Genomic DNA, 23,917 nt, shown 5'->3' on the forward strand with positions numbered 1-23,917 from the left:
GGGACGGCGATGACCGACGTACTGATCGTGGGCTACGGCCCGGTGGGCCAGGTGGCCGCGATCCTGCTGGCGCAGCGCGGCTTCACGGTGCGGGTGCTGGAGAAGTGGACCACCCCGTACAGCATGCCGCGCGCCGTTTCCTACGACGGCGAGGCCAGCCGGATCCTCGCCGCCTGCGGCGTGGCCGACCGGCTCGGCGACGTGACCGAACTGTCCGGCGAGTACACCTGGAAGAACGGCTTCGGCCGGACGCTGCTGCACGTGCGCGCCGCGCCGGACGGCCCCTCCGGGTGGCCCGACTCCACGTCGTTCTACCAGCCCGGCGTGGAGGAACGGCTCGCCGAACGCGGTGCGGAGCTGCCCGGCGTGCAGGTGCAGCGGGGCGTCGAGGTGACCGGCCTGACCGACCACGGCGACCGGGTCGAGGTGACCGCCGTGGACGGCGACGGCGGCCCGCACACCTACACCGCGTCCTGGGTGCTCGGCTGCGACGGCGCGAACAGCTTCGTCCGGGGCTGGCTCGGCGCCGGCGTCACCGACCTGGACTTCACCCACGACTGGCTGGTCTGCGACGTGGTGCTGCACACGCCGCGCGAGTTCACCCCGAACAACCTCCAGATCTGCGACCCGGCGCGCCCGCGTACCGCCGTCTCCGCCGGGCCGAACCACCGGCGGTGGGAGTTCATGCGGGTGCCGGGGGAGACCCTGGAGGAGTTCCGCACCGAGGCCAGCGCGTGGCGGCTGCTCGGCCTGTTCGACATCACCCCGGACAACGCCCGGCTGGACCGGTACGGCGTCTACACCACCCAGGCCTGCTCCGCCGACGTGTGGCGGCGCGGTCGGGTGTTCCTGGCCGGCGACGCCGCGCACGTCATGCCGCCGTTCCTCGGGCAGGGCATGAGTTCCGGTTTCCGCGACGTGGTCAACCTGGCGTGGAAACTCGACCTGGTGCGCCGCGGCCGGGCCGGGGAGGCGCTGCTCGACACGTACCAGGTGGAACGGCGCGCGCACGTGCAGCACGCGATCCGGATGTCGATGGACTCCGGGGCGGTGATCTGCGAGACCGACCAGAAGAAGGCCGCCGGCCGGGACTCGGTGATGCTGGCCGCGCTGCGCCGGCGTACCCAGCAGCGGCACGTCCGCTCGCTGCGCGAGGCGATCGTCGACGGGGTGCTGCACCGCGCCGGCGACGGCACGCCCACCCCGCGCGCCGGTGAACCCGCGCCGCAGGGTCGGGTGACCGTCGACGGGCGCACCGGCGGCTTCGACGACGTGGTGGGCGTCGGCTTCACGCTGCTCACCCGGGAACCCGCCACGCTCGACGACGACGCGGTCGCGTTCCTCGACGACCTCGGCGCGTACCGGCTGGTCGTGCGGCCGGCCGACGACGACGCGGCGGCCGGCGACCTGGCCGACCTCGACGGCGTCTACTCGACCTGGCTGGGCGGCGCGGACGCCGCGCTGATCCGGCCGGACTTCTATCTCTTCGGCGTGGCCGCCGGCCCCGACGCCGCCGCCACCCTGGTGGCCGACCTGCGCCGGCAGGTCGCCGCGCCCGCCCTGCAGCCCTGACCAACCCCCGCACAGCCCTGAGGAGCTGACATGCTGGAGAACCTCCGCACCCTCGGCCGGGTCATCCGGACCCTGGCCACCAAGGACCCGGTGACCCGGGTCCGCCGGTTCTACGAGATCCAGTCGCCGGACGTCGAGTTCGCGGCCCGCACCTCCCGCTACATGAACGTCGGCTACTGGGAGGAGGGCGTCACCAGCATCGACGTGGCCGGCCAGGCGCTGGCCGACAAGCTCGCCGACGCCGCCGGGTTCAAGCCCGACGACACCGTGGTCGACGTCGGCTTCGGCTACGGCGACCAGGACTTCGCCTGGCTGCGGGACCGCCGGGTGGCGAAGGTGCACGGCATCAACGTGACCCCCCGGCACGTCGAGCACGCCCAGGAACGGGCCCGCCGCGAGGGCCTCGCCGACCGGGCCGACTTCCAGCTCGGCACCGCCACCGCGCTGCCGTTCCCGGACGCCAGCGTGGACCGCGTGGTGGCGCTGGAGTCGGCGTTCCACTTCCACCCGCGCAGCGCGTTCTTCGCCGAGGCGTTCCGGGTGCTGCGGCCGGGCGGCACCATCGCCACCGCCGACATCATCCCGCTGAGCAACGACACCCCGCGCATGTCGATCAGCTCGGGCCCGCTCAGCTTCGTCAAGTTCAGCCTGCCGGACGAAAACTGGCACGACCGCAAGACCTACGGCGAGCAGCTCGCCGCCGCCGGCTTCGGCGCCGTGGAGGTGCACTCCATCGCGGACCGCACCTGGGAGGGCTGGCGCCGGTTCCAGTCCGCCCGCCCGTCCGACCCGGCGTTCCGGGCCGCCGCCGACGGCAGCGCGGTCAAGGGGATGGCCAACCACTGGCGCGACACCGAGCTGATCAAGAAGGAGCTGGGCCTGCTCGACTACGTCATCGCGGTGGCGCAGAAGCCGTGAACCGCCACGGTCCCCGCCGCCCGGACCGGGCGGCGGGGACCGGCATGCGGAATCAGCGGACCGCCGCGCCGGTCAACGCCGCCGAGAGGGTACGCAGGATCGCCGGCTGGTGGGACGCCAGGAAGAAGTGCCCGCCCGGGAAGACGTGCAGGTCGAACGCGCCGGTGGTGTGCTCCGACCACGTCCTTGCCTCGTCCACGGTGGTCTTCGGGTCGGCGTCCCCGGTGAACACCGTGACCGGGCAGCTCAGCTTCGGCCCCGGCGCGTACGTGTAGGTCTCGGCCGCCCGGTAGTCGCTGCGGATCGCCGGCAACGCGGCACGCAGCATGTCCGGGTCGCCGAGCACCGCCGAGTTGGGGCCGCTGAGCTTCTTCACGTCGGCCAGCAGCCCCTCGTCGTCGAGCAGGTGCACCGTCTCGTGCCGGTGACACGACGGCGCCCGACGGCCGGACGGGAACAGGTGCGCCACCGTTCCACCCTCGGCCTCGATCAGCCGCGCCACCTCGAAGCCCAGCGTCGCGCCCATGCTGTGCCCGAAGAACGCCAACGGCCGGTCCCGCCAGGGCCGCAGCACGTCGGCCACCTGCCGGGCCAGCTCACCGATGCTCGGCACGCACGGCTCGTGCCGGCGGTCCTGCCGGCCCGGGTACTGGACGCTGAGCACCTCCACGGCCGGTGACAGCGCCCGGGACACCGGGAAGAAGAAGCTCGCGGAGCCCCCGGCGTGCGGCAGGCACACCAGTCGCGGGGCGTCGTCCGGGGCCGGGTGGAACCGGCGAACCCACAGGCCGTTGTCGTGGTCGGTCATCGTCACGCGGTCCTTCCGGCGGTGGCGCCCGCGACCCGGGCGCCAGGGCGGTCCACCGGACGGTAACCGGGCCGCCGCCGGCCCGGCCACCCCCTAGCCCGCCGGGCGTACGGGTTAGGGGTTGTCGCAGCTCAGCGCGACGCCATAGCTTCCCCGCAAAGGGGACCCGTGGCTCCCGGATGACGCGTGCGCGCCGGACGACGGCAGGTCCCCGCCGACCGAGGGTCAGGTTGATGGACACCGAAGAGAAGCTCCGGGAGTATCTGAAGAGGGTCACCACCGACCTGCGGCGGACCCGGCAACGGCTCCGCGACGTGGAGGACTCCGCCCGCCAGCCGATCGCCGTGGTCGGCATGGCGTGCCGCTTCCCCGGCGGGATCACCTCGCCGGACGCGCTGTGGGACCTGGTGGCCGCCGGTGGCGACGCGATCGGCCCGTTCCCCGACGACCGGGGCTGGGACCTCGCCACGCTCTACGACCCGGAGCGGGAACGCCCCGGCACGTCCTGCGTCCGCGACGGCGGCTTCCTGACCGACGCCGCCGGCTTCGACCCGGCGTTCTTCGGCGTCTCGCCCCGCGAGGCGCTCGCCATGGACCCGCAGCAGCGGCTGCTGCTGGAGGTGTCCTGGGAGGCGTTCGAAACCGCCGGTGTCGACCCGACCGGGCTGCGCGGCGCACGCGTCGGCGTCTTCGCCGGCCTGACCCACGCCGACTACGCGGCCGGCGCCGCCGACGTGCCCGACGGGGTCGCCGACTACCTGGGGCTTGGCAGCGCCGGCAGCGTCAGCTCCGGCCGGGTGTCGTACGCGTTCGGGTTCGAGGGGCCGGCCGTCACCGTCGACACCGCCTGCTCGTCGTCGCTTGTGGCGCTGCACCTGGCCGTGCAGTCGCTGCGCGCCGGCGAATCCGACCTGGCCCTGGCCGGCGGCGTGACAGTGCTGCCGACCCCGTCGATCTTCGTGGACTTCACCCGGCAGAACAACCTGTCCCGGGGCGCCCGCTGCCGGGCGTTCGCCGACGCCGCCGACGGCACCGCGCTCGGCGAGGGCATCGGCGTGCTCCTGGTCGAGCGTCTCGCCGACGCCCAGCGGCTCGGCCACCGGGTCCTCGCCGTGGTGCGCGGGTCGGCGGTGAACCAGGACGGCGCGTCGAACGGGTTGACCGCGCCGAACGGGCCGTCGCAGCAGCGGGTGATCCGGGCCGCGCTCGCCGACGCCCGGCTGTCCGCCGCCGAGGTGGACGTGGTGGAGGCGCACGGCACCGGCACCACGTTGGGTGATCCGATCGAGGCGCAGGCGTTGCTGGCCACGTACGGGCAGGAGCGGGAGACGCCGCTGCTGCTCGGCTCGATCAAGTCGAACATCGGCCACACCCAGACCGCCGCCGGCGTGGCCGGCGTGATCAAGATGGTGCAGGCGATGCGGCACGGCACGGTGCCGGCCACGCTGCACGTGGACGCGCCGTCGACCAAGGTGGACTGGACGGCCGGTGCGGTCGAGCTGGCCACGTCGGCGCGGGACTGGCCGGCCACCGACCGGCCCCGCCGCGCCGCGGTGTCGTCGTTCAGCATCTCCGGCACCAACGCCCACGTGATCCTGGAAGCGCCCGCCCCAGCCGACGACGAGCCGCCGGCCACCCTCGCCGCGGCGGCGTTGCCGGTGCTGCCGTGGCTGGTGTCGGGGCGGTCGCCGGACGCGCTGGCGGGTCAGGCGGCGCGGCTGCGCGACCACCTGCGCGCGAACGCCGACCTGTCGCCGGCCGACGTCGGCTTCTCGTCGGCGACCACGAGGGCCGCGTTGGCGCACCGGGCGGTGGTGGTCGGCGCGGACCGCGACGCGCTGCTGGCCGGCCTGGCCGCGCTGGCCGAGGGCGGTGCGGCTCCCGGTCTGGTGACCGGCGAGGCGTCGTCGGGTCGGCGGGCGGTGTTGTTCACCGGTCAGGGTGCGCAGCGGGCCGGTATGGGTCGGGAGTTGTATGCGGCGTTTCCGGTGTTCGCGGACGCGTTCGACCGGGTGTGCGCGTCGTTCGCGGGCCGGCTGGAGCGGCCGTTGCGGGAGGTGGTGTTCGACGGCGGTGACCTGGTGAACCAGACCGTCTACGCGCAGGCGGGCCTGTTCGCGGTCGAGGTTGCCCTGTGGGAGTTGCTGTCGTCGTGGGGGGTGCGGGCGGACTATCTGGCCGGGCATTCGATCGGTGAGGTGACCGCCGCCCACGTGGCGGGTGTCCTGTCGTTGGCGGACGCGTGTGCTCTGGTGGCGGCGCGGGGGTCGTTGATGCAGGCGTTGCCGGCCGGTGGCGGGATGCTGGCGGTGGGCGCGTCGGAGCCGCAGGTCCGGGCGTTGGCGTCCGGCGTCGATGTGGCGGCGGTGAACGGGCCGTCGTCGGTGGTCCTCTCAGGCGCGGTCGAGGAGCTGGACCGGGTCGCGGGGGAGTGCACCGCCGAGGGTTGGCGGGTGAAGCGGTTGACGGTCAGTCACGCGTTCCACTCGCGGTTGATGGAGCCGATGCTGGGCGAGTTCCGGGCCGCGATCGCCGGCTTGGACTGGCAGGCTCCGCGTCTGCCGATCGTGTCGAACCTGACCGGCCGGCTCGCCGACCCCGCCGAGATCGCGGGTCCGGACTACTGGGTGCGGCACGTCCGGGACGCGGTGCGGTTCGCCGACGGTGTCGCCACGCTGCACGAGCTGGGTGTGGGCACGTTCCTGGAGGTCGGTCCGGACGCGACGTTGACGGCGATGGCCGCCGACACCCCGGCCGACCGGCCGGTGCACCACATCCCCGCGATGCGGCGGGACCAGGACGAGGTCACCGCGCTGACCACCGCGCTGGCTCGGCTGCACGTGACCGGCACACCTGTGGACTGGGCGGCCTGGTTCACCCGGGACGGGCGGCGGCCGGCCACCGTCGACCTGCCCACCTACGCGTTCCAGCACCAGCGGTACTGGATCGACGCCCGCACCGCCGGCCACGACGCCGCCGGCCTGGGCGCCCGCGCCGCCGGTCACCCGCTGCTCGACACCGCGCTCGCCACCGCCGCCGGCGACGTCCGCGTCCACGGCGGCCGGCTGTCGGCGCGTACCCAGCCGTGGCTCGCCGACCACGTCGTGCGCGGCCGGATCGTCGTCCCCGGCACCGCGCTGGTCGAGCTGGCGCTGCACGCCGGCGCGCAGGCCGGCTGCGACACCGTCGAGGAACTCACGCTCGCCGCGCCGCTCGTCCTGCCCGACGACGGCGCCCGCACGCTCCAACTTCAGCTCGCCGCGCCCGACGAGGACGGCCGACGCCGGATCACCGTCCACTCCCGGCCCGCCGACGACAGGCACGCCGACTGGACCGCCCACGCCGACGGCGTCCTCGCCCCCGGCGCGGGCGAGACCGCCGAGCCGCTGACCGCCTGGCCACCGCCCGGCGGCGTCGCCGTGCCGGTCGAACCGATCTACACCCGGCTCCGCGAACTCGGCGTCGCCCACGGGCCCACGTTCCGCGGGCTGCGCGCCGCCTGGCGTACGCCCGACGGGGTCTTCGCGGAGGTGGAACTGCCCGACGGCACCGCCACCACCGGCTACGCGCTGCACCCGGCGCTGCTCGACGCCGCGCTGCACGTCGTCGGCCTCGCCGACGACCCGGCCGCCGACGACGCCGGCGCCCGGCTGCCCTGGGCCTGGAGCGGCGTCACGCTCACCGCCGAGGGCGCCACCCACCTGCGGGTACGGCTCACCCGCAGCGGCCCGGCCAGCACGCTGACGCTCGCCGACGCCGCCGGCGCGCCGGTGGCCCGCATCGACGCGCTGGTGTCCCGCCCGCTCGCCGCCGACCAACTCGACCCCGGCACCGCCGACCTGCCCCTCTACGACCTGCGCTGGAACCCGGTGCCGCTGACGGCCCGACCGGCCACCGGAATCGCGCCGCTCGACCCGGGCACCGGCCTCGCCGGGACCGCCGACGACGCCCGGCTGGTGCTCGTCCCCGTCCACGACACCGCGTCGGACGACCCGCTCGCCGACACCCGCACCCGGCTCGCCGACACGCTCACGCTGATCCAGGACTGGCTGGCCGACGACCGGCATGCCGACCGGCGGCTCGTGGTGCTCACCCGGGGCGCGGTACCCGCCGACGGTCACGTCACCGACCTGGCCGGCGCCGCCGTCTGGGGGCTCGTCCGCGCGGCGCAACTCGAACACCCCGGCCGGTTCGTCCTCGCCGACCTGGCCGGTGACGACGACGCCGACCTGCTCGCCCGCGCGCTCGCCGCCGACGAACCCCAGTTCGCGCTCCGCGACGGCCGGCTGCTCGTCCCACGCCTCGCCCCGGCCGAACCCGACCCGACCGGCGCCGTCGACCTCGTCCCCGACGGCACCGTACTGATCACCGGCGCGACCGGCGCGCTCGGCGGCGTCGTCGCCCGGCACCTCGTCAGCCACCACAAGATCCGGCACCTGCTGCTGGTCAGCCGGCACGGCGCCGACGCCCCCGGCGCGGCCGACCTGCTCGCCGACCTCACCCGCCTCGGCGCGCGGGCCAACCTCATCGCCGCCGACGTGGCCGACCGCGACCAACTCGCCGGGCTGCTCGCCGCCGTGCCCGCCGAACATCCGCTCGCCGGCGTGGTGCACGCCGCCGGAGCGCTCGACGACGCCGTGGTCACCGCGCTCACCCCGGACCGCACCGAGACGGTGCTGCGCCCCAAGGCCGACGCCGCCTGGCACCTGCACGACCTCACCCGCCACCTCGACCTGCCCATGTTCGTGCTGTTCTCCTCGATCGCCGGGCCGCTCGGCGCACCCGGGCAGGGCAACTACGCGGCGGCCAACGCGTTCCTCGACGGCCTCGCCCACCACCGCCGCGCCGCCGGGCTCGCCGCCACGGCACTGGCCTGGGGACCCTGGGCGGAAACCGGCGGCATGACCCGCGACCTGGGCGCCGCCGGCCGGGACCGCCTCGCCCGCCAGGGCATCGTCCCGCTCCCCACCGACCGGGCGCTGGCCCTGTTCGACGCCAGCCGGCACGGCCGGCAGCCGCTGCTGCTCCCGGTCCACCTCGACGTGGCGGCGCTGCGGACCCGCACCGGCCGCGACGAGCTGCCGGCGCCGCTGCACGGCCTCGCCGGCGGGCCCGCGCGCCGCGCCGCCGCGACGACCACCGGCGGCCTCGCCGACCGGCTCGCCGGGGCGTCCGCCGAGGACCGGGCCCGCCTGGTCGGCGAGCTGGTCGCCGGCCAGGTCGCCGACGTGCTCGGGTACGCGTCACCGGCCGCCGTCGGACCCGACCGCTCCTTCACCGAACTCGGCTTCGACTCGCTCACCGCCGTCGACCTGCGCAACCGGCTCACCGCCCGGACCGGGCTCACCCTGCCGGCGACGATGGTCTTCGACCATCCCACCCCGGCGGCGCTGACCGGGCACCTGCTGGGCCGGCTCGGACCGGCCGCGACCGCGCCCACCGTTCTCGACGAGCTGGACCGCCTCGAAGCCGCGTTCGCCGCCACTGGAGCCGACACGCTCGCCGAACTGACCGCCGACGACGAGACCCGTACCGCCGTCGCGGCCCGGCTCCGCGCCCTGCTCGCCCGCTGGGACGGCGACGGCGGCGAGGTGGCCGCCAGCCTCGACGACGCCAGTGACGACGAACTGTTCGACTTCATCGACAGCCGCTTCGGCCGGTCCTGACCCGCGACAGGTGAATACCCGATGGCGAACGAAGCCAAGCTCCGTGAGTACCTCAAGCGCGTCACCGCCGACCTGCACGAGACCAGCGAACGGCTGAGGGCGGCCGACGCCAAGGACCACGAACCGATCGCCATCATCGGGATGAGCTGCCGCTACCCGGGCGGCGTCCGCTCACCCGAGCAGTTGTGGGAACTGGTCGCCGCCGGCGGCGACGGCATCACCGGCTTCCCCACCGACCGGGGCTGGGACACCGAGCGGGCGTACGACCCGACCGGGGAACGGCGGGGCAGCACGTACGCCCGGGAAGGCGGCTTCCTGCACGACGCCGGGAACTTCGACCCGGAGCTGTTCACCATCTCCCCGTACGAGGCGCTGGCCATGGACCCGCAGCAGCGGCTCGTGCTGGAGGCGTCCTGGACGGCGATCGAGGACGCCCGGATCGACCCGCTGTCGTTGCGCGGCAACCGGGTCGGCGTGTTCGCCGGCATGATGTACCACAACTACGCGGCCGGGCTCGACGAGGTGCCCGACACGGTCGACGGGTTCATCGGCGGCGGCACCGCCAGCAGCGTGCTCTCCGGCCGGGTCGCCTACACGCTCGGCCTGGAGGGCCCGGCGCTCACCGTCGACACCGCCTGCTCGTCGTCGCTCGTCGCGCTGCACCTGGCCGTGCAGTCGCTGCGCTCCGGCGAATCCGCGCTGGCCCTCGCGGGCGGTGTCACCGTGATGACCACGCTGGAGACGTTCGTCGACTTCAGCCGGCAACGCGGCCTCGCCCCGGACGGCCGGTGCAAGTCGTTCGCCGACAGCGCCGACGGCACCGGCTGGTCCGAGGGCGTCGGCGTGCTGCTGCTGGAACGACTCTCCGACGCCCGCCGCCACGGCCACCGCGTCCTCGCCGTGGTACGCGGATCGGCGGTGAACCAGGACGGCGCGTCGAACGGGTTGACCGCGCCGAACGGTCCGGCCCAGCAGCGGGTGATCCGGGCGGCCCTCGCCTCGGCGCGGCTGTCACCTGTCGAGGTGGACGTGGTGGAGGCGCACGGCACCGGCACCAGACTGGGTGACCCGATCGAGGCGCAGGCGCTGCTGGCCACGTACGGGCAGGAGCGGGCCGAGCCGCTGCTGCTCGGGTCGGTGAAGTCGAACCTGGGCCACACCCAGGCCGCCGCCGGGGTCGCCGGGATCATCAAGATGGTCCTCGCCATGCGGCACGGATTCGTGCCGCAGACCATCCACGTCGACGCCCCCTCCTCCCACGTCGACTGGTCGGCCGGCGCGGTGGACCTCGTCACGTCGGCGCGTCCCTGGCCGGCGGTGGACCGGCCGCGTCGGGCGGCGGTGTCGTCGTTCGGTATCTCCGGCACCAACGCCCACGTCATCATCGAGGCCCCGGAACCCGAGCCGTCGCCGGAGACGCCGCCGGCCGGGTTGCCACCGACCACCCCGTGGGTGCTGTCGGCGCGGTCGACGGCGGCCCTCGCCGGCCAGGCCGCACGGCTGGCCGACCACCTGCGGGCGCACGCCGAGCTGCCCCCGGCCGAGGTGGGCTGGTCGCTCGCGACGACGCGCGCCGCGCTGGAACACCGCGCGGTGGTGCTCGGCCCGGACCGGGAGTCGCTGCTCACCGGCTTGTCCGCGGTGGCCGACGGCGGGACGGCGTCCGGTGTGGTGACCGGGGAGGTGTCGTCGGGTCGGCGGGCGGTGTTGTTCACCGGTCAGGGTGCGCAGCGGGCCGGTATGGGTCGGGAGTTGTACGCGGCGTTTCCGGTGTTCGCGGACGCGTTCGATCGGGTGTGTGCCGGGTTCGCGGGCCGCCTGGACCGGCCGTTGCGGGACGTGGTGTTCGACGGCGGTGACCTGCTCGATCAGACGGTTCACACGCAGGCGGGCCTGTTCGCGGTGGAGGTGGCGTTGTGGGAGTTGCTGTCGTCGTGGGGGGTGACGGCTGATTTCCTGGCGGGGCATTCGATCGGTGAGGTGACGGCCGCCCATGTGGCGGGTGTGTTGTCGCTTGCGGACGCGTGTGCTCTGGTGGCGGCGCGGGGGTCGTTGATGCAGGCGTTGCCGGCCGGTGGCGGGATGCTGGCGGTGGGCGCGTCGGAGTCCCAGGTCCGGGCGTTGGCGTCCGGTGTGGATGTGGCGGCGGTGAACGGGCCGTCGTCGGTGGTGCTCTCCGGGCCGGTGGCGGAGCTGGACCGGATCGCGGGGGAGTGCACCGCCGAAGGTTGGCGGGTCAAGCGGCTCACGGTCAGTCACGCGTTCCACTCGCGGTTGATGGAGCCGATGCTGGACGGGTTCCGGGCCGCGATCGCCGGCCTGGACTGGCAGGCTCCGCGTCTGCCGATCGTGTCGAACCTGACCGGCCGGCTCGCCGATCCCGCTGAGATCGCGGGTCCGGACTACTGGGTGCGGCACGTCCGGGACGCGGTGCGTTTCGCCGACGGGGTGGCCACGCTGCACGAGTTGGGCGTGTCCACGTTCCTGGAGGTCGGTCCGGACGCGACGTTGACCGCGATGGCCGCCGACACCCCGGCCGACCGGCCGGTGCACCACATTCCGGCGTTGCGGCGGGACCAGGACGAGGTCACCGCGCTCACCACGGCGGTGGCCCGACTGCACGTGAGCGGTACCCGCATCGACTGGGCGGCCTGGTTCACCCGCGACGGGCGGCGGCCGGCCACCGTCGACCTGCCCACCTACGCGTTCCAGCACCGGCGCTACTGGCTCGACGCCCGCACCCGCCACCACGGCGGCGAGCCCGACGACACGGCGTTCTGGCAGGTGATCGAGAACGAGGACGTGGACGGCCTCGCCGCCGCGCTCGCCGTCGACCCCGACACGCCGCTCGCCGACGTGCTGCCCGCGCTCTCCGCGTGGCGACGCCGCCGGGAGAGCGAAGCCACACTCGACTCCTGGCACTACCGGGTCACCTGGCAGCCACTGCCGGACCCCACCGGGCCCGACGTCGATGACCTGCTTCTCGTCGTACCGGCCGAGGCGGACGAGGCGGGCCGGCGGTGGATCGACGCGCTGACCGGGCCCGGCGTCCGGGTCCTGACCGTGCCGGCCGGTCACGGCCGCGCCGACCTGGCCCGGGAACTCACCGCCTCGCCGCCGGCCGGGACCGTGCTGTCGCTGCTCGGCCTGGCCACCGGCGCCCACCCGGACAGCGTCTCCGTGCCCGCCGGGCTCGCCGGCACGGTCACGCTCGCGCAGGCGTTCGGCGACGCCGGCAGCACCGCCCGGCTCTGGGTCGCCACCCGCGACGCCGTCGCCGTCGAGCCCACCGACCCGGCCGTCGCCCCCGACCAGGCGCTGCTCTGGGGACTCGGCGGCGCGCTGCGCGCCGAACACCCGTACCGCTGGGGTGGTCTCGTCGACCTGCCGCCGACGCCCGACCCGCGTGCCGTACCCCAGTTGCGCCGGCTGCTCGGCGGCGCGCCGGCCGAGGACCAGGTGGCGGTACGCGCGGCCGGCGCGTACACCCGACGGCTGGTCCGGGACACCCGACCCGCCGCCGCGCCGCAGAGCTGGACCCCGCGCGGCACCGCGCTCGTCACCGGCGGCACCGGCGCGCTCGGCGCACACGTCGCCCGGGCCCTCGCCGCCGCAGGCGTCGAGCACCTGCTGCTGATCAGCCGGCGCGGTCCCGACGCGCCCGGCGCGGCCGAGCTGCGCGACGAACTGACCGCCCAGGGCACCCGCGTCACGATCACGGCCTGCGACGCCGCCGACCGGGACGCGCTGCGCGACCTCCTCGCCGCCGTCCCCGCCGACGCGCCGCTGCGCACCGTCGTGCACACCGCCGCCGCCCTCGACGACACCGTCACCGACGCGCTCACCGTCGACCGGATGGCCACCGCGCTGCGCGCCAAGGTCGACGCGGCCCGCCACCTCGACGAGCTGACCCGCGACCACGACGTCACCGCGTTCGTGCTCTTCTCCTCCCTCGCCGGCACCATGGCCGGCCCCGGCCAGGGCAACTACGCGCCCGGAAACGCCTGGCTCGACGCGCTCGCCCACCGCCGCCGCGCCGAAGGGCTGCCCGCCACCGCCGTCGCCTGGGGGCTCTGGGCCGACGGCGGCGTCAGCGCCGGCGAGTTCGAACGCCGGATGGCCCGTGGCGGCGTCCGCGCCATGGACCCCGACCGCGCGATCCGCGCGTTCCACCGGGCGCTCGACCGCGACGAGACCCACCTCGTCGTCGCCGACGTCGACTGGGACCGGATCGCCGCCGCCCCCGGCCAGCGACCCGACCCGCTGCTCCGCGACCTGCTCACCACCACCCCCGTCGCCGCCGAGGAGGACCGTTCCGCCGCGCTGCGGCGTCGGCTCGCCGGCCGCACCCCGGCTGAACAGCAGGACGCTCTCGGCGAACTGGTCCGGAGCGAGATCGCCGCCGTCCTCGGACACGGCGGCGCCGACCAGGTGCCGCACCGGCGCGCGTTCCGGGACCTCGGCTTCACCTCCCTCACCGCCGTCGAGCTGCGCAACCGGCTCGACGCCGCGACCGGACTCACGCTGCCCGCCACGCTGGCGTTCGACCATCCCAACCCCGAGGCCCTCGCCGCCCACCTGCGCGCCGAGCTGGCCGGCGGGCCCGCCGGGACCACCACCACGGCGGTACGCCCGGTCGACGACGACCCGATCGTCATCGTCGGCATGGGCTGCCGCTTCCCCGCCGGAGCCGCTTCCCCGACGGAGTTCTGGCGGATGCTCGCCGACGGCGTCGACGCCATGACCGACCTGCCGCGCGACCGGCACTGGGACCTGGCCGCGCTGCCGCCCGACGTCACCCGGGGCGCCTTCCTGGACGACGCCGGCGCGTTCGACGCACAGTTCTTCGGCATCTCGCCCCGCGAGGCGGTCGCCATGGACCCGCAGCAGCGGCTGCTGCTGGAAACGTCCTGGGCGGCGATCGAGGACGCCCGGATCGACCCGTCCTCGTTGCGCGGCAGCCGGGTCGGCGTCTTCGCCGGCACCAACGGGCAGGACTTCGACCACCTCATCCGGTACGGCGGCGAGCACCTCGCCGGCTACGGCGCGACCGGCGCCTCCGCCAGCGTGCTCTCCGGCCGCGTGTCGTACGCGCTCGGCCTCGAAGGGCCGGCGCTGACCGTGGACACCGCCTGCTCGTCGTCGCTGGTGGCGCTGCACCTCGCCGCCCAGTCGCTGCGCGCCGGCGAATGCGACCTGGCACTCGCCGGTGGCGTGACCGTGATGGCCACCCCCGGCGCGTTCGTCGAGTTCTCCCGGCAGGGCGGGCTCGCCGCTGATGGGCGGTGCCGGTCGTTCGCCGAGGGCGCCGACGGCACCGGCTGGGGTGAGGGCGTCGGTGTGCTGCTGGTGCAACGACTCTCCGACGCCCAGCGCGACGGCCGGCGGATCCTCGCCGTGCTGCGCGGTTCGGCGGTGAACCAGGACGGCGCGTCCAACGGGTTGACCGCCCCCAACGGGCCCGCCCAGCAGCGGGTCATCCGGGCCGCGCTCGCCGACGCCCGACTGTCCGCCGCTGAGGTGGACGTGGTGGAGGCGCACGGCACCGGCACCACGTTGGGTGACCCGATCGAGGCGCAGGCGCTGCTGGCCACGTACGGGCAGGAGCGGGCCGAGCCGTTGCTGCTCGGGTCGGTGAAGTCGAACCTGGGCCACACCCAGGCCGCTGCCGGGGTCGCCGGGATCATCAAGGCGGTCCTGGCCATGCGGCACGGCGTGGTGCCGGCCACGCTGCACGTGGACGCACCCTCGTCCAAGGTGGACTGGTCGGCCGGGGCGGTGGACCTCGTCACGTCGGCGCGTCAGTGGCCGGCGGTGGACCGGCCGCGCCGGGCGGCGGTGTCCTCGTTCGGAATCTCCGGCACCAACGCCCACGTCATCCTGGAAGCGCCCACACCGGTCGAGGACGCACCCACGCCGGACGCTGTCGCCCCGCTGCCGGTCACGCCGTGGCTGCTGTCGGCCCGCTCGGCCCCGGCGCTCGCCGGGCAGGCGGCCCGGCTGCTCGACCACCTGCGCGAGCACGCCGAGGTCACCCCGGCCGAGGTCGGATGGTCGCTGGTCGCCACGCGCGCCGCGTTGGAGCACCGGGCGGCCGTCGTCGCTCCGGACCGGGAGTCGCTGCTCACCGGCCTGTCCGCGGTGGCCGACGGGCATGCCGCCCCGGGTGTGGTGACCGGGGAGGAGCTGTCGGGTCGGCGGGCGGTGTTGTTCACCGGTCAGGGTGCGCAGCGGGCCGGTATGGGTCGGGAGTTGTACGGGGCGTTTCCGGTGTTCGCGGATGCGTTCGATCGGGTGTGTGCCGGGTTCGAGGGTCGCCTCGACCGTTCGCTGCGGGAGGTGGTGTTCGACGGCGGTGACCTGCTGGACCAGACGGCCTATACGCAGGCGGGCCTGTTCGCGGTCGAGGTGGCGTTGTGGGAGTTGTTGTCGTCGTGGGGCGTGATCGCCGACTATCTGGCCGGGCATTCGATCGGTGAGGTGACCGCCGCCCACGTGGCGGGTGTGTTGTCGCTCGCGGATGCGTGTGCTCTGGTGGCGGCGCGGGGGTCGTTGATGCAGGCGTTGCCGGCCGGTGGCGGGATGTTGGCGGTGGGCGCGTCGGAGTCGCAGGTTCGGGAGCTGCTGTCGTCCGGCGGTGGTGGTGCGGAGTCGGGAGTCGGCCTGGGGGCGGTTCCTGGTTCCGGGGTGGATGTGGCGGCGGTGAACGGTCTGTCGTCGGTGGTGCTGTCCGGGCCGGTGGCGGATCTGGACCGGATCGCGGGGGAGTGCACCGCCGAGGGTTGGCGGGTGAAGCGGCTCACGGTCAGTCACGCGTTTCACTCCCGGTTGATGGAGCCGATGCTGGCCGGGTTCCGGGCCGCGATCGCCGGTCTGGACTGGCAGGCTCCGCGTCTGCCGATCGTGTCGAACCTGACCGGCCGGCTCGCCGACCCCGCTGAGATCGCCGGTCCGGACTACTGGGTGCGGCACGTGCGCGAGGCCGTCCGTTTCGCCGACGGGGTGGCCACGCTCCACGAACTGGGTGTGGGCACGTTCCTGGAGGTCGGTCCGGACGCGACGTTGACCGCGATGGCCGCCGACACCCCGACCGACCGGCCCGTGCACCACATTCCGGCGTTGCGGCGGGACCAGGACGAGGTCACCGCGCTGACCACGGCGCTGGCCCGACTGCACGTGACCGGCACCCGCATCGACTGGGCGGCCTGGTTCACCCGGGACGGGCGGCGGCCCGCCATCGTGGACCTGCCCACCTACGCGTTCCAGCGCACCCGGTACTGGCCGGAGACCGCGCCCGTCACCCGGACCGGCGGTGGCGACCTCGACGACCGGTTCTGGGCGGCGGTGGAACGGGAGGACCTCACCGGCCTGGGCGACGAGCTACGGCTCGCCGCCGACCAGCCGCTGCGGGACCTGCTGCCGGCGTTGGCCCGTTGGCGGCGGGCCGGACGGGACCGCGCCACCGTCGACTCCTGGCGCTACCGGGTGGAGTGGCGGCCACTGGCCTCCGTACCCCCGACCGGCCTGACCGGGACGTGGCTGGTGTTGACCACGGCCGACCAGGTCGATCACCCGCTGGTCGCCGGCCTGGCCACGCACGGCGCCCACGTCGTGCCGGTGGTGCTCGACGTGCCCACCGATCGGCGGGAGACGGCCGACCGGCTCCGCGCCGCCGCCACCGGCGGCGACGTCGCCGGGGTACTGACGCTGCTCGACCCGCAGCCCGGGGCGGCACTGGCCACGGTGCAGGCGTTCGCCGACAGCGACGTCACCGGCCGGCTGTGGTGGGTGACGCGGGGCGCGGTGGCGGTGAGCGCCACGGACACCGAAACCGATCCGATCGCGGCGGGGGCCTGGGGGCTCGGCCGGGTGGCGGGGTTGGAGGTGCCGGGCCGTTGGGGTGGTCTGGTGGATCTGCCGGTGGTGCTGGATGACCGGGCGGTGCGTCGGGTGTGTGGCGTGTTGGCCGGTGGTGGTGAGGATCAGGTGGCGGTGCGGTCGTCGGGGGTGTTCGCCCGGCGGCTGGTGCGGGCCACGGATGATCCGGTGCGGCGGGAGTTCCGGTTCTCCGGGACGGTCCTGGTGACCGGTGGCACGGGGGCGTTGGGTGCGCGGGTCGCGCAGTGGGCGGCCGACAGCGGTGCCGAGCATGTGGTGTTGACGAGCCGGCGTGGGCCGGATGCGCCGGGTGCGGCGGAGTTGGTCGAGCGTCTGGGTGCCGGTGGGGTGCGGGTGACGGTGGCGGCGTGTGACGTGGCCGACCGGGCCGCGTTGGCCGGGCTGCTCGACGGGCTGGCCGCCGAACCGGTCCGCGCCGTCGTGCACGCCGCCGGCGCACCGCAGTTCACCCCGCTTGTCGACGTCACCGCCGACGAGCTGCGCGACGTGCTGCGTGCCAAGGTCGACGGCGCGGCGAACCTGGACGCGTTGCTGCCCGAGGTGGACGCGTTCGTGGTGTTCTCCTCCATCGCCGGTGTGTGGGGCTCCGCCGGGCAGGCCGGCTACGCCGCCGCGAACGCGTATCTCGACGGGCTCGTCGCCCGGCGACGTGCTCGTGGCGCGGCCGGCACCGCCGTGGCGTGGGGACCGTGGGCCGGTGGCGGCATGGCGGAAGGCGGCGAGGCGCGGGAGCACCTGGCCCGACGCGGCCTGCCCGCGCTCGACCCGGACCTGGCGGTGACCGCCCTTCAGGGTGCGCTCGACCGGGACGACAGCGCAGTGGTCGTCGCCGACGTCGACTGGGAGCGGTTCGCCGCCGCGTTCACCGCGCTGCGCTCCAGCCCGCTGCTCGACGAACTCCCCGAGGCCCGGCCCGCCCAGGCCACGCCCGCCGAGGGCCCGTCCCCGCTCGCTCGCCGGCTCGCCACGCTCACCCCCGCCGAACGCGCCGGCCACCTGCTCGACCTGGTCCGGACCCAGGCCGCGGCGGTGCTCGGCCATCCGGCCGCCGACGCGGTGGCCGCGGACCGGGCGTTCCAGCAGCAGGGCTTCGACTCGCTCACCGCCGTCGAGCTGCGGAACCGGCTCACCGCCGAGACCGGACTGACGCTGCCGAGCACGCTCGTCTTCGACCAGCCGACCCCGGCGGCCCTGGCCACGTACCTGGCCGCCACGCTGACCGGGGAGCCGGCGGACACCGAGACGCCCGGCGCCGCCGTCGCGGTCGACGGTGACCCGATCGTCGTCGTCGGCATGGCGTGCCGCCTCCCCGGCGGCGTGACCGGCCCGGACGAACTGTGGGAGCTGCTCGCCGCCGGACGGGACGGCATCGCCGACTTCCCGCTCGACCGGGGCTGGGACCGGTTCCTCGCCGGCCGCCTCTCCGACACCTCGTTCCCCCGGCAGGGCGGATTCGTCTACGACGCGGCGGCGTTCGACGCCGACTTCTTCGGCATCTCCCCCCGCGAGGCCCTCGCGATGGACCCCCAGCAGCGGCTGCTGCTGGAGACGTCGTGGGAGGCGGTCGAGTCGGCCGGCATCGACCCGGCCCGGCTGCGCGGGGAACGCGTCGGCGTCTTCGCCGGCGCCAGCTTCCAGGGGTACGCCTCGACCGCGATGGGCCGCGACCAGGACGTCGGCGGGCACCTGCTCACCGGTACCGCCACCAGCGTGCTGTCCGGCCGGGTGGCGTACGCGCTCGGCCTCGAAGGGCCGGCGGTGACCGTGGACTCGGCCTGCTCGTCGTCGCTTGTCGCGCTGCACCTGGCCGCCCAGTCGCTGCGCAGCGGGGAGTGCACGCTGGCGCTGGCCGGCGGCGTGACCGTGATGGCCTCGCCGGCCACCTTCGTCGAGTTCTCCCGGCAGGGCGGGCTCGCCCCGGACGGGCGGTGCCGGTCGTTCGCCGAGGGCGCCGACGGCACCGGCTGGGGTGAGGGCGTCGGCGTGCTGCTGGTGCAACGACTCTCCGACGCCCAACGCGACGGCCGACGGATCCTCGCTGTGCTGCGTGGCTCGGCGGTCAACTCCGACGGCGCCTCGAACGGGCTCACCGCGCCGAACGGGCCCGCCCAGCAGCGCGTCATCCGGGCCGCGCTCGCCTCGGCGCGCCTCACCACCGCCGACGTGGACATGGTGGAGGCGCACGGCACCGGCACCACGCTCGGCGACCCGATCGAGGCGCAGGCGCTGCTCGCCACGTACGGGCAGGACCGCACCGAACCGCTGCTGTTGGGCTCGATCAAGTCCAACATCGGGCACATCCAGGCGGCGGCCGGCGCGGCAAGCGTCATCAAGGCGGTGCTCGCCCTGCGGCACGGCGTGGTGCCGGCCACGCTGCACGTCGACCGACCGTCGTCGAAGGTGGACTGGTCGGCCGGTGCGGTGGACCTCGTCACGTCGGCGCGTCAGTGGCCGGCGGTGGACCGGCCGCGCCGCGCGGCGGTGTCCTCGTTCGGCATCTCCGGCACCAACGCCCACGTCATCCTTGAGGAGCCACCGTCGGTCGAGGCCGAGCAGGCTCGTGCCACCGTCGCGGTGCCGGTCGTGCCGTGGCTGGTGTCGGGCCGGTCGGCGGAAGCCCTGGCGGGTCAGGCGGCCCGGTTGCGCGACCACCTGCGGCGGCACCCCGAGGTGTCGCCGGTCGAGGTCGGCTTCTCGCTGGCGACCGCGCGGGCCGGGTTGACGCACCGGGCGGCGGTGGTCGGTACGGATCGGGACGCGCTGCTGGCCGGCCTGTCGGCCGTCGCGGAGGATGCGTCCGCGCCCGGCGTGGTGACCGGGGAGGTGTCGTCGGGTCGGCGGGCGGTGTTGTTCACCGGTCAGGGTGCGCAGCGGGCCGGTATGGGTCGGGAGTTGTATGCGGCGTTTCCGGTGTTCGCGGATGCGTTCGATCGGGTGTGTGCCGGGTTCGAGGGTCGCCTCGACCGTTCGCTGCGGGAGGTGGTGTTCGACGGCGGTGACCTGCTGGACCAGACGGCCTATACGCAGGCGGGCCTGTTCGCGGTCGAGGTGGCGTTGTGGGAGTTGTTGTCGTCGTGGGGCGTGACCGCCGACTACGTGGCCGGGCATTCGATCGGTGAGGTGACCGCCGCCCACGTGGCGGGTGTCCTGTCGTTGGCGGACGCGTGTGCTCTGGTGGCGGCGCGGGGGTCGTTGATGCAGGCGTTGCCGGCCGGTGGTGGGATGCTGGCGGTGGGCGCGTCGGAGTCGCAGGTTCGGGAGCTGCTGTCGTCCGGCGGTGGTGGTGCGGAGTCGGGAGTCGGCCTGGGGGCGGTTCCTGGTTCCGGGGTGGATGTGGCGGCGGTGAACGGTCTGTCGTCGGTGGTGCTGTCCGGGCCGGTGGCGGATCTGGACCGGATCGCGGGGGAGTGCACCGCTGAAGGTTGGCGGGTGAAGCGGTTGACGGTCAGTCACGCGTTCCACTCCCGGTTGATGGAGCCGATGCTGGCCGGGTTCCGGGCCGCGATCGCCGGTCTGGACTGGCAGGCTCCGCGTCTGCCGATCGTGTCGAACCTGACCGGCCGGCTCGCCGACCCCGCTGAGATCGCCGGTCCGGACTACTGGGTGCGGCACGTGCGCGAGGCCGTCCGTTTCGCCGACGGGGTGGCCACGCTCCACGAACTGGGTGTGGGCACGTTCCTGGAGGTCGGTCCGGACGCGACGTTGACCGCGATGGCCGCCGACACCCCGGTCGACCGGCCGGTGCACCACATTCCGGCGTTGCGGCGGGACCAGGACGAGGTCACCGCGCTCACCACGGCGGTGGCTCGGCTGCACGTGAGCGGTACCCGCATCGACTGGGCGGCCTGGTTCACCCGCGACGGCCGGCGGCCCGCAATCGTCGACCTGCCCACCTACGCGTTCCAGCGCACCCGGTACTGGCTGTCCGAGGAGGACACCCCGCAGGCGGCGCCGGGCGGAGGCGGCGAGACGGACGCCGAGTTCTGGGCCGCCGTCGAGCAGGCCGACCTCACCGCCCTCGACCCGGAGTTCCGCACCGAGCGGCCGGTCGCCGAACTGCTGCCGGCGCTCGCCCGGTGGCGGACCGCCGGCCGGCGACGCGCCACCGCCGACTCGTGGCGCTACCGGGTCGACTGGTCGGGGGTACCCGAGCCGACCGCGACGCTGACCGGGACGTGGCTGCTGCTGATGCCGTACGCCGGCATCGACGACACGCTGGTCGCGGCCCTGACCGCCGGGATGACCTCGGCCGGCGCGAACGTGCGGCCGGTACGGCTGGACGGGCCGGACGATGACCGGGAACTGCTCGCCAAGGCGCTGCGCGACGCCGAACCGGCCGCCGGGATGGTGTCGCTGCTCGCGCTCGGCGGCGCCGGTGCCGGCGCGGCACTGGCCACCGTGCAGGCCGCCACGGAGGCCGGCCTCTCCGGTCCGGTGTGGTGGGTGACGCGGGGTGCGGTGGCGGTGGGTGCCACCGATGCGCTGGTTGATCCGGTCGCGGCGGGGACCTGGGGGCTCGGCCGGGTGGCGGGGTTGGAGGTGCCGGGCCGTTGGGGTGGTCTGGTGGATCTGCCGGTTGTGCTGGATGACCGGGTGGTGCGTCGGGTGTGTGGCGTGTTGGCCGGTGGTGGTGAGGATCAGGTGGCGGTGCGGTCGTCGGGGGTGTTCGCCCGGCGGTTGGTGCGGGCCACGGATGATCCGGTGCGGCGGGAGTTCCGGTTCTCCGGGACGGTGCTGGTGACCGGTGGTACGGGTGCGTTGGGTGCGCGGGTCGCGCAGTGGGCGGCCGGTGCGGGTGCGGAGCATGTGGTGTTGACGAGCCGGCGTGGGCCGGATGCGCCGGGTGCGGCGGAGTTGGTCGAGCGTCTGGGTGCCGGTGGGGTGCGGGTGACGGTGGCGGCGTGTGACGTGGCCGACCGGGCCGCGTTGGTCGGGCTGCTCGACGGGCTGGCCGCCGGCCGGCAGCCGGTTCGCGCCGTCGTGCACGCCGCCGGCGCCGCCCAGGCCACCCCGCTCGCCGCGATGACCGGCGCGGAACTGGCCGACGTGCTGCGCGCCAAGGTCGACGGCGCGGCGAACCTGGACGCGTTGCTGCCCGAGGTGGACGCGTTCGTGGTGTTCTCCTCCATCGCCGGTGTGTGGGGCTCCGCCGGGCAGGCCGGCTACGCCGCCGCGAACGCGTATCTCGACGGGCTCGTCGCCCGGCGACGTGCCCGTGGCGCGGCCGGCACCGCCGTGGCCTGGGGACCGTGGGCCGGCGCCGGCATGGCCCAGGGCGAACAGCGGGACCAACTCGCCCGACGCGGCCTGCCCGCGCTCGACCCGGACCTCGCGGTGACCGCCCTCCAGGGCGCGCTCGACCGGGACGACACCGCCGTGGTCGTCGCCGACGTCGACTGGGAACGGTTCGCCGCCGCGTTCACCGCCCGCCGGCCCAGCCCGCTGCTCGCCGGCATCCCGGAGGCCACCGCCGACCGCGCCGGCACCCCGGCGGCCGACGCGGACGCCCCGGCGGCGCTGCGCGACCGCCTCGCCGCCGCCGGCCCCACGGAACGGGACCGGATCCTGCTCGACCTGGTACGCGCCGAAGCCGCCACCGTGCTCGGGCACCGCACCCCGGCCACGGTCCGGGCCGGACGCGGTTTCCTGGACCTCGGCTTCGACTCGCTCACCGCGGTCGAGCTGCGCAACCGGCTCACCGCCGCGACCGGTCTGGCGCTGCCCACCACGCTGGTCTTCGACCACCCCACCCCGGCCGCGCTCGCCGAACACCTGGGTCGGGAACTACGGCCCGGGACGGACGGCGTCACCGCCGAGATCGACCGCCTGGCGCGGCTGCTTGACGCGGTGCCGGACGAGCGGCGTGACGCCCAGGTCACCCACCGGCTGGAGGAGTTGCTGGCCCGCTGGCGGGGTGACGCCGCGCCGCCGGCCGCCGCTCCGGTCGCCGACGACCTGGCCGACGCCGGTGAGGACGACATCTTCGCCATCATCCAGCGAGAGTTCGGCAAGTCGTGACCGGTGCCGGAGCTAGGGGTGCGGACGGGGCTAGGGGTGGCCGGCTGCTCGCCATCAGCGACCTGCACGTCGGGTACGCCGAGAACCGTGAGCTGGTCGAACGGCTGCGCCCCGACGGCGACGACGACTGGCTGATCGTCGCCGGGGACGTCGGTGAGTACCTGCACGACGTCGAATGGGCGCTCGGCCTGCTCGCCCGGCGCTTCGCCCGGGTGGTGTGGGCGCCCGGCAACCACGAGCTGTGGACGCCCCGCGACGACCCGGTGCAGTTGCGCGGCGAGGCCCGCTACCGGCACCTGGTGGCGCTGTGCCGGCGGCTCGGCGTCCTCACGCCCGAGGATCCCTACCCGGTGTGGGACGCCGACGGCGACCCGGTGCTGGTGGTGCCGCTGTTCGTCGGGTACGACCACTCGTGGCGGCCACCGGGCACCTACAACCGGGCCCAGGCGCTGGCGTTGGCGCACGAGACCGGGGTGGTGTGCACCGACGAGATCCTGCTGCACCCGGACCCGTACCCGAGCCGGGACGCGTGGTGCCGGGCCCGGGTCATCCGCACCGAACGGCGGCTGGACGCCGAGCGCAACGGCCTGCCCACCGTGCTGGTCAACCACTACCCGCTGGTCCGCGAGCCGACCCGGATCCTGCGCCACCCCGAGTTCGCCCAGTGGTGCGGCACCGACCTCACCGCCGACTGGCACCTGCACTACGACGCCCGCGTCGCCGTCTACGGGCACCTGCACATCCCGCGCAGCACCCGCTACGACGGCGTCCGGTTCGAGGAGGTGTCCGTCGGCTATCCCCGCGAGTGGCGGCGCCGCGCCACTCCGGCGGGCCGGCCCCGGGCCATCCTCCCGGCGCTCGCCGGGCAGCTCCGCTGACGGTCCGCCGGCCCGGCTCGGACACCTGCCGGGGACGGTGAATGAGGGGTCCCTAGGGGTTGGGTCCCAGGTCAGCGCTCAGTAGCGTCCACTCACGGTGACGGGCCGGGTGCCGGCGTACCCCCGTGTGCCGCACCGGCGGCTAACTCGGTGTTCGA

At 75.0% G+C, this 23,917-nt stretch carries 6 protein-coding genes; 5 read left to right on the plus strand and 1 reads right to left on the minus strand.

What is annotated here, in order from left to right:
• Window positions 1-9: 9 nt before the first annotated feature.
• Entirely contained in the window at window positions 10-1,572 is a 1,563-nt protein-coding gene (locus OG767_RS16065) for a bifunctional 3-(3-hydroxy-phenyl)propionate/3-hydroxycinnamic acid hydroxylase (protein WP_405089282.1), read from the plus strand.
• 30 nt (window positions 1,573-1,602) lie between these two features.
• Entirely contained in the window at window positions 1,603-2,490 is an 888-nt protein-coding gene (locus OG767_RS16070; RefSeq protein WP_405089283.1) for a class I SAM-dependent methyltransferase, read from the plus strand.
• 52 nt (window positions 2,491-2,542) lie between these two features.
• Here OG767_RS16070 and OG767_RS16075 read toward each other — a convergent pair whose 3' ends face one another.
• Window positions 2,543-3,298 (minus strand): thioesterase II family protein, encoded by a 756-nt coding sequence (locus OG767_RS16075; RefSeq protein WP_405089284.1) that lies wholly within the window; start codon window positions 3,296-3,298, stop codon window positions 2,543-2,545.
• Between the two features lie 230 nt (window positions 3,299-3,528).
• Here OG767_RS16075 and OG767_RS16080 point away from each other — a divergent pair, with 230 nt between their 5' ends.
• The 3 genes from OG767_RS16080 to OG767_RS16090 are packed head-to-tail and all read left to right on the plus strand — an operon-like array spanning window position 3,529 to window position 23,759.
• The gene (locus OG767_RS16080) at window positions 3,529-8,964 is read left to right on the plus strand and encodes an SDR family NAD(P)-dependent oxidoreductase (RefSeq protein ID WP_405089285.1); all 5,436 of its coding nucleotides are present in this window, start codon (window positions 3,529-3,531) and stop codon (window positions 8,962-8,964) included.
• A 21-nt stretch (window positions 8,965-8,985) separates the two neighbouring features.
• The gene (locus OG767_RS16085; RefSeq protein WP_405089286.1) at window positions 8,986-22,881 is read left to right on the plus strand and encodes a type I polyketide synthase; all 13,896 of its coding nucleotides are present in this window, start codon (window positions 8,986-8,988) and stop codon (window positions 22,879-22,881) included.
• Window positions 22,878-23,759, plus strand: a complete 882-nt coding sequence (locus OG767_RS16090) for a metallophosphoesterase family protein (RefSeq protein ID WP_405089287.1) — start codon at window positions 22,878-22,880, stop codon at window positions 23,757-23,759. The genes OG767_RS16085 and OG767_RS16090 overlap by 4 nt, the downstream gene beginning before the upstream one ends.
• Window positions 23,760-23,917: the final 158 nt, after the last annotated feature.

This window comes from Micromonospora sp. NBC_01392 (assembly GCF_045040125.1).
Taxonomy (GTDB): domain Bacteria; phylum Actinomycetota; class Actinomycetes; order Mycobacteriales; family Micromonosporaceae; genus Micromonospora.